We start from the raw sequence: 11,995 nt of genomic DNA, 5'->3' as shown, positions 1-11,995 counted from the left end.
CTGCCAGCAAAAAAGAGGAGATCAGGCGGTCCAAAGCCCCGCCATCTCTCCTCTTATTATAACGAACCTCCCGAAGGTTACTACTGCGCCTTTTGGGACATTCTTTTGCCATTTTGGCTTTATTGATGATTACTTCTTGAAGTTTTTCAAGTTGTAGAATGCGCTTTTGCCTGCATAGATCGCAGTTGAACCCAATTGGTCCTCGATGCGAAGCAATTGGTTGTATTTCGCTACGCGGTCCGTACGGGACGGAGCGCCTGTTTTGATTTGACCGGCATTTGTGGCAACCGCGATATCAGCGATCGTGCTGTCCTCGGACTCGCCGGAACGGTGGGAGATAACAGCCGTGTAACCCGCGCGTTTCGCCATTTCAATCGCGTCGAAGGTTTCGGTAAGCGAACCAATCTGGTTCACTTTCACAAGGATCGAGTTGCCGATGCCTTTCTCAATACCCGTGGACAGACGCTCGGTGTTCGTTACGAACAGATCGTCGCCGACCAGCTGTACTTTGCCGCCCAATTTCTCGGTAAGCAGCTGCCAGCCTTCCCAATCGTCCTCGGAGCAGCCGTCTTCGATCGTAAGGATCGGATACTTGTCCGCCCAGGAAGCAAGCAGGTCTACAAACTCAGCAGGCGTAAACGATCTTCCTTCGCCCTCGAGGTGGTATTTGCCGTCTTTGAAGAATTCCGTGGAAGCCACGTCCATACCCAGGAATACATCGACGCCTGGCTTGTAGCCGGCACGCTCGATCGCCGAGATGATGGTTGTGATCGCTTCTTCATTGGAGCCGAGGTTGGGAGCGAAGCCGCCTTCGTCGCCGACAGCGGTGTTCAGGCCTTTGTCCTTCAGAACCGATTTCAGGTTGTGGAAGATTTCAGCGCCAATGCGAAGCGCTTCTTTGAAGCTTTCTGCGCCAACCGGCAGAACCATAAATTCCTGAACATCAATGTTGTTGTCGGCATGCTCGCCGCCATTGACGATGTTCATCATCGGAACCGGAAGCGTCTTGGCGTTGAAGCCGCCCAGGTACGTGTACAGAGATACGTTCAGAGCGTCAGCAGCTGCGCGGGCAACGGCCATGGAAACCGCGAGAATTGCGTTAGCGCCGAGTTTGCCCTTGTTGTGCGTACCGTCCAGGGAGATCATTTTACGGTCGATCAGCACTTGATCCAGTGCGTCCAGTCCGATAATTTCCGGTGCAATGATGGTGTTGACGTTCTCAACGGCTTTCAGAACGCCTTTACCGAGGTAACGGCCTTTGTCGCCGTCACGAAGCTCAACCGCTTCGTATGCGCCAGTGGAAGCGCCGGAAGGAACGATTGCGCTGCCTTTGCCGCCGGATTCCAGGGATACTTCTACTTCTACAGTCGGGTTACCCCTTGAATCAAGCACTTCGCGAGCATATACGTCAGTGATAATAGACATGTACCAAACACTCCTTTAATAGTTAGGATAGGTCGAACGCATTCATTTATAACACATGCTGCTGCCAAGAAGAAACGGCTTCGCCGTCCTTTTGGCGGCTTAGCCAAGTTTCTTCCCTTAGAAATATAAGCAAAGTATCGAGAAATTTTATACTTTCCTTATATTTTAAAAAAAGCTTCTCTTACTATACCATATCCGTTATTCCTGAATCATGGATTTCCCGGTCATTTCGATAGGCTGGGAAAGCTCCATCAAGCTTAAAATGGTTGGAGCGATATCCGCCAGAATACCGTCTCCGCGAAGCGTAACACCCGGTTTGGTCACGATAAAAGGAACCGGATTGGTCGTGTGTGCGGTAAAGGGAAGCCCATCCTCGTCGATAACCATATCAGCATTGCCGTGATCCGCCGTAATCAGGCAGACGCCGCCCTGGGCCAGAACCGCTTCTACAACCTTGCCCAGACATTCGTCGGTCGCTTCAATGGCTTTGATCGTCGGCTCCAGCATGCCGGAATGACCGACCATATCCGGATTTGCAAAATTAAGAATAATGGCATCCTGATTGCCTGCCTCAATTTCCTTAACTGCCGCTTCCGCAACCTCGTATGCGCTCATTTCCGGCTTCAGATCGTAGGTCGCCACCTTCGGCGAACCGATCAGGATCCGCGTTTCGCCGGGAAGCTCCACATCGCGTCCGCCGCTGAAGAAGAAAGTCACATGCGGGTACTTCTCTGTCTCGGCAATACGAAGCTGCTTCTTGCCGTTCTGCACCAAAACCTCGCCAAGCGTGTTGTCCAGATTCTTCGTCGTGAAGGCAATATAGCCTTCGACCGTGTCGCTGAACTTGGTCAGACAGACGAAATGCAGTTTTTGTGGCTCCCTGGAGCCTCGTTTGAAGCCATGGAACTCTTTATTGGTGAAAACCTGCGATAATTGAATTGCACGATCGGAACGGAAGTTGAAGAACACAACTGCATCCTCATCTTCTACAAGACCGACAGGAGCGCCATTCTCCTCTGTAATTACGGTTGGAAGCACGAACTCGTCCATTACGGATTGCTCGTAGGATCCCTTGATCGCCTGAAGGGGATCCGTACTCTGCGGCCCTTCGCCATATACCATCGCACGATAGGACTTCTCTGTACGCTCCCAGCGTTTGTCGCGGTCCATGGCATAGTAGCGGCCTTGCACCGTTGCAATCTTGCCGACGCCAACCTGTTCGATCTTGGCAATCAACTGCTCCATGAAGCCAAACGCGCTGTCAGGCGCAACATCCCGGCCGTCCAGGAACGCATGGATATACACCTCGAAGAATTCTTCCTTCTTAGCCAGATCAAGCAGCGCGAATAAGTGCTGGATATGGCTGTGTACGCCACCGTCGGAGAGAAGACCGAACAGATGAAGCTTCTTGCCATGCGCTTTGGCGTAACGAACCGCTCCGACCAGCGTTTCATTGTCGAAAAAGTCGCCGTCGCGGATCGATTTGCTAATACGGGTCAGCTCCTGATACACAATCCGGCCAGAGCCGATGTTCAGGTGGCCGACCTCGGAATTGCCCATTTGACCTTCGGGCAGACCGACTGCTTCACCGCAGGCCGTCAGCGTTGTATGCGGAAAGCTTGACCAGTAACGGTCGTAATTCGGCTTATTCGCCTGTGCGACGGCGTTGCCCGTCACATCATTGCGAAGGCCGAAGCCGTCCAGAATAATAAGAGCGACCGGTTTTGGAGCAGCCATCTTACTTCGCCCCTTCCACGAGTTGAATGTAAGAAGCGGCCTCCAAGCTTGCACCGCCTACCAGCGCGCCGTCTATGTTCGGTTCAGCCATATACTCGCTGATATTGTTTGGTTTTACACTGCCGCCATACTGGATGCGGACAGCATCCGCGACGGAAGCATCATACAATCCGGCAACCACGCCGCGGATGAAGGCAATGACGTCTTCGGCGTCTGCGGAAGTGGAGGATTTGCCTGTTCCGATAGCCCAGATCGGCTCGTAGGCAATGACGACTTCAGCCGCCTGCTCTGCGGAAAGGCCCTGGAAAGCTGCAACGGTCTGCAGGTTGCAAACATCCTTGGTTTGACCCGCTTCGCGCTCTTCCAGCTTCTCGCCTACACATACAATCGGAGTGAGGCTGTGCTTGAATGCGGCATGTACCTTCTTGTTCACGATCTCGTCCGTCTCCAGGAAATAAGCACGGCGCTCGGAGTGGCCGATAATGACGTATTGCACGCCAAGATCCTTAAGCATCACACCGCTGATTTCACCCGTGAACGCGCCGCTGTCTTCAAAATGAAGATTTTGGGCGCCAATTGCAATCGTTGTCCCTTTCGCTGCTTCCACAAGTGCAGGAAGCGCCAGGTAAGGCGCGCAGATAACAGCTTCGACGCCGTCAATCTCGGCTTTGCCCTTCACATCGGCGAAGAAGGATTCCGCTTCGGAAATCGTTTTGAACATTTTCCAGTTGCCCGCAATAATCGGTTTACGCATACGTCAGCTCCTCAGGCTTTGCGAAGCAAAGCTGCTTCGAAAGCGTTACTTGGGCTTTGCGAAGCAAAGCTTGCTCCGCAAAGCGTTACATTCGGGCTCTGCGCCAAGCCATGCTTGATCCGCAAAGCATCTTAACCAAAGAACCTTCCAGACCTACTTATCGTTCAATGCAACAACGCCCGGGAGCGCTTTGCCTTCCATGAATTCAAGCGATGCTCCGCCGCCGGTGGAGATGAAGTTCATTTTGTCGGCGAGGCCGAATTTCTCTGCTGCAGCTGCGGAATCGCCGCCGCCAATGACCGTATAAGCAGACGTTTCCGCACAAGCGAGGGCAACGGCTTGGGTACCGTGGGAGAAAGGCTCGATTTCAAATACGCCCATCGGTCCGTTCCATACGACCAGCTTTGAGTTTTTTATGACATCCGCGTAGATTTCGCGGGTTTTCGGTCCGATATCAATGCCTTCCCAATCTGCCGGAATGCCATCAATATCCACGATATTGGTATTTGCGCTTGCGCTGAAGTCATCAGAGATCACGATGTCCACCGGCAGCAGGAACTGCTTGCCGAGCTTCTTCGCTTTCTCGACAAATTCCTTCGTAAGCTCAAGCTTGGAGTCATCGCACAGCGATTGACCAATCTCATGGCCCTGCGCCTTGAAGAATGTATAGGACAAGCCGCCGCCGATAATGATATTATCTGCGATTTCGATCATTTTGTTGATAACGTCGATTTTGTCCTTAACCTTCGAGCCGCCGACAATTGCCGTGAACGGACGCTCAGGGTTCAGCAATGCCTTGCCGAGCACATCAAGCTCTCTCTCCATCAGCAGACCGGATACGGCCGGCAGGAAATGAGCAATGCCTTCGGTCGATGCATGGGCGCGGTGAGCGGCGCCGAATGCGTCGTTGACGAACAGGTCAGCCAATTCGGCAAGAGCTTTCGCAAGAGCCGGATCATTCTTCTCTTCGCCCGCTTCAAAGCGGACATTCTCAAGCAGCAGCACATCGCCGGCCTGCAGCCCGCTGATTTGAGCCTTCACGGCATCGCCGACAACCTCATCGGCTTTAAGTACCTTCTTGCCAAGCAGCTCGGAGAGACGAGCAGCCGCAGGCGTCAAACGCAGATCTTCCACAACTTGTCCTTGCGGACGGCCCAAATGACTGGCCAGAATGATTTTTGCGCCATTTTCAATCAGATAGTTGATTGTCGGCAGCGTTTCGCGAATGCGCTTGTCGTCCGTGATTACACCGTTTTCCAGGGGCACATTGAAATCCACGCGCACAAACACGCGCTTGCCGGCTACCTCAACATCACGTACACTTTTTTTGTTCATCCTGTAACCCTCCTAAGTAACCTTTAAATCTTCCCCGTCTTCAAGGCTCAGAGAACATGATAAAGGTTCTTAAATCTATGCAAAGCTCTCCAAATCCCTATCCATCCCGCAAAAAATGCCTCACTTACACAGTAGCGCAGGTTATCTATCTCTATTATTCCCCCAAAATGGGGGAGCAAGAACATCTATCTCAAATATGTTTCGTACTTATTTTACATCTTTCACGCTGCTGCGCACTCGCGTTAAGCAGCTCTATCTTTCGGTTTAGTCTAGTCGCATAGGAGCGCCGCAGCAGAGCTGGGTCCCGGAACAACCCGTTCAGGGTTGTTCCATGGACGTAAAGCGGGCCAGCCGTAAACCGCCGCGAAGGAGCTGCCACAGGCAACTCCTTCGCGAATATGGGGTGTCCAGAGGGGAACCCTTGGGGTCCCCCTTTCCAAGGGGGATTTAGGGGGATGCCCTGTATTACAGTCCTTTGGACGCAATATAAGCAGCGAGGTCAACTACACGGTTCGAGTAGCCCCACTCGTTATCGTACCAGGAAATGATTTTGACCATGTTGCCTTCAACAACCATCGTTGACAATGCATCAATTGTAGAAGAAGCAGGGTCGCCGTTGTAGTCGCTCGATACAAGCGGCTCTTCGGAATAGTTAAGGATGCCTTTCAGTTGTCCTTCGGAAGCTTCTTTAAGAGCACTGTTTACTTCTTCAACAGTGACATTGCTTTTTACTTCAACAACCAGATCGGTAAGGGAAACGTTTGGCGTTGGAACGCGCATAGACATACCGTTCAGTTTGCCTTTCAGTTCAGGCAGAACCAGGGAGATTGCTTTTGCAGCGCCGGTGGATGAAGGAATGATGTTCTCAGCGGCTGCGCGGGCGCGACGCAGGTCTTTATGCGGCACATCCAGAACGGATTGGTCGTTGGTGTAGGAGTGAACGGTCGTCATCATACCTTTGACGATTCCGAATTTTTCGTTGATAACCTTGGCAAAAGGTGCCAGGCAGTTCGTTGTACAAGAAGCGTTGGAGATAACAGTGTGTGCGGAAGGATCATATTTATCTTCGTTAACACCCATAACGATCGTGATATCTTCGTTCGTAGCAGGTGCCGAGATGATAACCTTTTTCGCTCCGCCTTTAAGGTGAAGCTCGGCTTTTTCCTTAGCTGTGAAGATACCTGTGGATTCTACAACGATTTCAGCGCCTACAGAAGCCCACGGCAGGTTCTCGGGGTTGCGCTCTGCAAATACTTTGATTTCGCGTCCGTTAACGATCAGGGCGCCTTCTTTTGCTTCAACTTTTGCGTCAAGCGTACCATGAGTCGTGTCATATTTAAGCAGATGAGCCAGTGTATTCGTGTCTGTCAAATCGTTCACAGCCACCACTTGAATTTCCGGGTTGTTCAGAGCAGCGCGGAAAACGTTACGACCAATACGACCAAATCCGTTAATACCTACATTTACCATTGTTGTTTCCTCCTAGGTTTGATTTTAATTTATATCTTAAGACGTCTGCTTCAGCAGCCGGTCAGCCGCCTGCAACCGTCAAGATCTCGCTTATATGTGTTTGCTTACTGCTGTTCTTCATCAAGCATTGCTACAATAACCAGGGCTGCAGCTTCATCCGTCACGAGAATATCATCATGCCCGAATCGCATCACAGCGGCGATAGCCTCGCCCTTGCTGCTTCCGCCTGCAATGGCTATTACCACTTCCGTCTCCATAATATCCTCCAGGCGCAGTCCCGCCGTCGGCATCTTATGAACAACCGCGCCATCACGGTCAAAATAATACCCAAAGGATTCGGCAAGCGCGCCTTCAGCAGTCATGGCTGCAATAACTTCCTCATTAACCCGTCTTCGCCGTGCCATGACCATAGCGTCTCCGATGCCGTGGATGACAATGCGGGCGCTGCGGATCACATCGACAATCTCGCGAATATTCGGTTCCTGCATGAGTGTCAGATAGGCTTCCTCGCCCAAATGATCGGGTACATGCAGCAGCCTGTACTGGGCTCCTGTACGCTTGGCCATTGTGGAAGCAATCGTGTTCGCCTGATAATCCAGACTCTCGCCCAATCCTCCGCGCGCTGGTACGAACCAGTTTCCCTTCAAAGGTGTCTGAGTGGTTAATTGATTGGCCACCGAAGCGAGCGTCGAACCGCCGGTTACAGCGACGACATCGTCCTTGTTCATCATCTTGCGGAGTGCGGCACATCCGGCCTTCCCAAGCTCGCGCTTGGTATGCACAGAGGAATCCGAGTCACCCGGGACAATCCACACATGCTTGAGTCCAAAATACTTGCGAAGCCGCTGCTCCAGCTCCGTGAGGCCGAACATCTCCTTATAGAAGGGCTCCATATCCTCCAGAAGCCGTCTTCCGGAGTCGCTGATGCGCATGCCTGCCGTTTCGACGTGAAGCAGTCCCTGCTCCTTCAGAAAGTCCGTCTCGGCCCTCAGCACACGTTCCGACAAATCCAGCGATGCGGCAAGCGTCCGCCGCCCAATCATGTCGGATAACATCACCTGCCTGAGAATCAGATATCTTTTTTTCATGACGGCAAGCAGATCCGGCAGCAGCTGCTGCTGAATTTCGATGAGAGATTGCATCTTTCAACATCAACTCCAGTTGCGCCGAATTCGTTATCCGGTTCTCGTGGACATTTTTCGTCCCGCATGATCATTTTAAGTCCCACCGTTATTGTACTCCAAAAATTTATGAGGGGCAAGTCAGGTTTAACGGAAGAAACCGCTTTCCGTCACGATTTACACAAATTTATCTTTGCATAAGCCCTTGCTTTTCTTCCAGCAATCACATATACTTATTTTCGCTATCACATTTGCGCCCGTGGTCCAATGGATATGACGTAGGCCTCCGGAGCCTGAGATCGAGGTTCGATTCCTCGCGGGCGCGCCATAAAAAACACATCTGCCGGCATCTGCCGGTTTTTTAATACCACTAATTTGACCATCTTTGACTTTTAAAAAACAATGGTTTATGATGTGGATATAAAGCTGATCTAACAAGCCGATGTTTTGGATACGGGCCGTGTGTCCGCGAAAAAGCTAATACAGCAGAAGAGCAGCGCATAACACTTATTAGGAGGGAATTACTTTGGAAATGAACTTTGTACCTATGGTTATTGAGCAGAGCAACCGCGGCGAGCGCGCTTACGATATATACTCCCGCTTGCTGAAAGACCGCATTATTTTCCTTGGCACTCCTGTGAATGACATTGTCGCTAATTCCATCATCGCACAGCTGCTGTTCCTGGCTGCGGATGATCCTGAGAAGGATATCTCGCTTTACATCAATAGTCCTGGCGGCTCGGTCTCTGCAGGTCTGGCTATCTTTGATACCATGCAGTTCATCAAACCAAGCGTATCCACCATATGTGTTGGTATGGCTGCTTCCATGGGCGCTTTCCTGCTTGCTGCCGGCGAAAAAGGCAAAAGACATGCACTGCCAAACAGTGAAGTCATGATTCACCAGCCGCTGGGCGGAGCGCAAGGACAAGCGAGCGATATTGAGATCCGCGCCAAGCATATCTTGAAAACGCGCGATACCTTGAACAAAATCCTGGCCGAGCGTACAGGTCAGCCGCTTGAGAAAATCGAGCGCGACACCGATCGCGATTATTTCATGTCTGCTGCAGATGCACAGGCTTACGGTCTGGTCGATAAAGTTATTGAGAAGCTGTAAGGTTTCCTAAATCCGATACCGCCATTCCGGTTATTCCCTTATATAACGAAAGAGAAGAGTGCCGATCCAGAAAATGGACCTGCACTCTTTCTTTATCCTTAGGCATAGCGTTATTATCACAGTATTTGACCAATGTCAAGAAAAATTCGGCGCGTTGAATTGGTAACGACTCCATTAATTTTTCATGTTAATATGTACTAAATGATTCCAGATTCACCGACACTTAGGCTGTTATTGAAATCTAACAAACGGAGTTGCACACGCATGAAACTATCAAATCCTTTCGCAAGCGTGCGAAATTTCATCCGTCCCAGTGAACCTGGTTACATTTACAACCATTTCACGCCAGCATTTGATCGTTCCTTTGATCAATCTGTTACCCTACATGAAAATCGCAAATCTTATTTGCCGATGCAGGATAAATCCCTTCTTTTACGGCCGCTCAGCGACGTACATTTGATCGAAGTCTATCAAGAAGCCAAAGCGATGCGGCTCTCGGAAGAGTTTATTTCTTTAATCGAGCAAGCCATCGAGCAGCGTGGTTTATCCGAGTCTGATTAGGCTCGCTCGTCCTGCCTGAATAACGCTCTCAACCCAGCGTCGTGCCGCTATCCTTTAGGATGGCGGCACGACGCTTTCTATCCGTTCCACAAAGAAAAAGCGGAGCCGCTTGGAAAATCCAAGCACTCCGCTTCTTTTTCTCCCTGCCCATGGTGCGATTGTTATTCCATTTCGTAAGAGACCTGTACATTAGCAGACAGCGTAATTTCGCCGGTCTGTATCGATGTGGAAGCACTATCCGCCGCGGCCTGAGGAACAGCGGACATCAAGCCTTTGTTGTACACGGGAATGCTGCCTGAGCTGGATTGTGATATATTAACGGCCGCCTTCAATTGTTTGCCTGCTGCTTTGGCTAATGTCTCGGCTTTGGCCTTTGCGTTGGCCATCGCCTTCTCCAATGCCTGAAGCTCGTATTGATCCTGCTTCTCCGTATCAAATTGCACGCCATCCATCCGGTTCGCGCCTGCAGCCGAAAGGTTGTCCAGCAGTTGACCGATATTAATCAAGTCTCTTGTAGTGATTTGGATGCTGTGGGTAGCCACATAACCGGTAACTTTGTTCGTGCCGTCTTTTTCGTTATACGTATACTGCGGCTGGACATTAAAGTTCGTCGTCTTTACATCCTTCTCGGCCAACTTGCTTTTTTCGAATAGAACGTTCTGAAGAGCGGCAAACTTCGTCGCATTGCTTGCCTGCGCTTCCTTGGCAGTAGCTGCCCGTGTTTCCACGCCTACATTGACGTAAGCCACATCTGGCGCCGCTTGCAGCTCGCCTTGCCCGCTAACGGTGATAATCCCCTTCTGCACCTCTCCAGCCTCCCCGGCAGCATATACGTCGCCTTTGCCTCCGTTTGCCCCGATGATAGCTCCAATTCCTACAGCGACAGCGAGCGCAGCCGTTAATACCCACTTCGAGCGGCCTCTTGGTTTTGCCATCTGATTCGTTTCTGTCCCGGTCTGAGTTTGTTCGGTCTTCTTCTCAACCATTACAATCATCCCCTTTGCATAAAAATTGGTTACATTTTCTATAACGTCATAGTCGGCCGGGATGTTGCAGTTATCTGTATCCACAGCTTTTTTGACACAGAAAAAAGCCCCATCCTGGGACTTCTCTGCTTCGAAAGAACTTCTATTGCCTCAACTGGAGGCACCAGTTCATTTCTTATTGTTTATTGGTTCTCCAGCTCTTCTTTGCTGACCAAATTGACTAAAGCGGTTACAGCTTGGTCGGCATCCGAACCTTCCGCGCTAATGGTTACTTCCGTCCCCGAGCTGATCGCAAGACTCATAATCCCCATAATCGATTTCGCGTTCACTTTTTTTTCGTCTTTCTCGACGAACACCTCGGAAGAAAACTTGTTCGCTTCCTGAACAAAAAGTGCGGCCGGTCTTGCATGAAGACCTGTCTTCAGTCGAACGACAACCGGATGCCTTGTCATGGAAACCTTACCCCCTAAACTTAATTCAATCGTGCGATTGAGATTGCAAACGTCATTTTATTCTCCATTATACCACTTTTGCTGCAACTTAACTAGCCTTATGCTACCCGTTCCTTAATTTTTCCGCAAGTTCGTCGAGTTTTCTCAATCTATGGTTCACGCCTGACTTGCTGACCTTCCCTTTGAGGATCTCGCCGACTTCCTTTAAATTGATATCCGGATGCATGAGGCGCACCTCTGCCACTTCCCGCAGCTTCTCGGGCAGATTCTCGAGGCCCATTTCCCTTTGGAGCAGTTTAATATTGTCAATTTGCCTGACAGCAGCACCGATCGTTTTATTAAGATTCGCTGTTTCGCAATTAACAATACGGTTCACCGAATTGCGCATATCGCGCATAATCCGGACATCCTCGAACTTGAACAGCGCCTGATGGGCACCAATGATGTTCAGAAGCTCGATGATCTTCTCGCCTTCCTTCATGTAGAAAATGAACCCTTTTTTACGCTCGATGCAGCGGGCGTTCAAGTCGAACTTGTTCGCCAGATCCACCAGCGCCTTGCAGTGTTCCTCGTACATGACGGCAATTTCCAGGTGATATGAAGAACCTTCCGGGTTATTGACAGAACCTCCGGCCAGAAAAGCCCCTCGCAGGTAGGAACGCTTGCAGCAGGACTTGCGGAGCATTTCCTTGTCAATCCCCTGATTAAACATAAACCCTTCGGAAACAATACGCAAATCGCTCAGGATCTCCTGAACCTTGGCCGGTATGCGGACAATATACACATTGTTCTTCTTGAGCCTCATTTTCTTGCGGACAAGCAGCTCTGTATGGACATCGAACTGCTTTTTGATAAGGGTATATATCCGTCTGGCAATGGCTGCATTTTCGGTAGAGATATCGAGAATGACTTTGCGGCTGGATACCGACACAGATCCGTTCATCCGAATGAGGGCAGACAATTCCGCTCGCTCACAGCAGGGCTCCGACTCTATAAGGGTTAGTTCTTTTTTCGTTTGGGCCGCAAATGACATCGTTCTC

General features: G+C 50.6%; 11 protein-coding genes and 1 tRNA gene. 3 read left to right on the top strand and 9 right to left on the bottom strand.

Features of this window, described 5'->3' with window-relative positions; translation table 11 throughout:
* Nucleotides 1-129: 129 nt before the first annotated feature.
* From eno to AC0YNV_RS28935, 6 genes are all read right to left on the bottom strand, one after another.
* The gene (gene eno / locus AC0YNV_RS28960) at nt 130-1,425 is read right to left on the bottom strand and encodes a phosphopyruvate hydratase (RefSeq protein WP_210045074.1); all 1,296 of its coding nucleotides are present in this window, start codon (nt 1,423-1,425) and stop codon (nt 130-132) included.
* A 198-nt stretch (nt 1,426-1,623) separates the two neighbouring features.
* Nucleotides 1,624-3,162, bottom strand: coding sequence for a 2,3-bisphosphoglycerate-independent phosphoglycerate mutase (gene gpmI, locus AC0YNV_RS28955; protein WP_210045075.1), 1,539 nt, complete (start codon nt 3,160-3,162; stop codon nt 1,624-1,626).
* A 1-nt stretch (nt 3,163) separates the two neighbouring features.
* Nucleotides 3,164-3,916: a triose-phosphate isomerase gene (tpiA, locus tag AC0YNV_RS28950; protein ID WP_210045076.1), complete on the bottom strand. Its 753-nt coding sequence runs from the start codon at nt 3,914-3,916 to the stop codon at nt 3,164-3,166.
* A 153-nt stretch (nt 3,917-4,069) separates the two neighbouring features.
* Nucleotides 4,070-5,251, bottom strand: a complete 1,182-nt coding sequence (locus AC0YNV_RS28945) for a phosphoglycerate kinase (RefSeq protein WP_475771124.1) — start codon at nt 5,249-5,251, stop codon at nt 4,070-4,072.
* A gap of 465 nt (nt 5,252-5,716) precedes the next feature.
* Nucleotides 5,717-6,721, bottom strand: a complete 1,005-nt coding sequence (gene gap, locus AC0YNV_RS28940) for a type I glyceraldehyde-3-phosphate dehydrogenase (protein ID WP_210045078.1) — start codon at nt 6,719-6,721, stop codon at nt 5,717-5,719.
* 104 nt (nt 6,722-6,825) lie between these two features.
* The gene (locus AC0YNV_RS28935; protein WP_475771123.1) at nt 6,826-7,863 is read right to left on the bottom strand and encodes a sugar-binding transcriptional regulator; all 1,038 of its coding nucleotides are present in this window, start codon (nt 7,861-7,863) and stop codon (nt 6,826-6,828) included.
* A 232-nt stretch (nt 7,864-8,095) separates the two neighbouring features.
* Here AC0YNV_RS28935 and AC0YNV_RS28930 point away from each other — a divergent pair.
* The 3 genes from AC0YNV_RS28930 to sda all read left to right on the top strand — a co-directional run bounded on the left by AC0YNV_RS28930 (nt 8,096) and on the right by sda (nt 9,517).
* Nucleotides 8,096-8,170: transfer RNA gene (locus AC0YNV_RS28930), tRNA-Arg, on the top strand.
* A 204-nt stretch (nt 8,171-8,374) separates the two neighbouring features.
* The gene (clpP, locus tag AC0YNV_RS28925; RefSeq protein ID WP_210045110.1) at nt 8,375-8,956 is read left to right on the top strand and encodes an ATP-dependent Clp endopeptidase proteolytic subunit ClpP; all 582 of its coding nucleotides are present in this window, start codon (nt 8,375-8,377) and stop codon (nt 8,954-8,956) included.
* A 264-nt stretch (nt 8,957-9,220) separates the two neighbouring features.
* Nucleotides 9,221-9,517, top strand: a complete 297-nt coding sequence (gene sda / locus AC0YNV_RS28920; RefSeq protein WP_210045080.1) for a sporulation histidine kinase inhibitor Sda — start codon at nt 9,221-9,223, stop codon at nt 9,515-9,517.
* Nucleotides 9,518-9,678: 161 nt separating this feature from the next.
* Here the strand turns inward: sda and AC0YNV_RS28915 are convergent, their stop codons facing one another.
* The 3 genes from AC0YNV_RS28915 to whiA all read right to left on the bottom strand — a co-directional run bounded on the left by AC0YNV_RS28915 (nt 9,679) and on the right by whiA (nt 11,988).
* On the bottom strand, nt 9,679-10,503 hold the full coding sequence (locus AC0YNV_RS28915) for an SIMPL domain-containing protein (protein WP_475771122.1): 825 nt from the start codon (nt 10,501-10,503) through the stop codon (nt 9,679-9,681).
* Between the two features lie 182 nt (nt 10,504-10,685).
* A complete protein-coding gene (locus AC0YNV_RS28910; protein ID WP_188999798.1) occupies nt 10,686-10,955 on the bottom strand; it encodes an HPr family phosphocarrier protein in 270 nt (89 codons plus the stop codon).
* A 103-nt stretch (nt 10,956-11,058) separates the two neighbouring features.
* Nucleotides 11,059-11,988, bottom strand: a complete 930-nt coding sequence (whiA, locus tag AC0YNV_RS28905) for a DNA-binding protein WhiA (protein ID WP_210045082.1) — start codon at nt 11,986-11,988, stop codon at nt 11,059-11,061.
* Nucleotides 11,989-11,995 lie beyond the last annotated feature (7 nt).

The organism is Paenibacillus sp. JT31N11, assembly GCF_056269285.1.
Note: the sequence above shows the minus strand (reverse complement) of the source record. Positions and strands in the feature narration are given on the sequence as shown.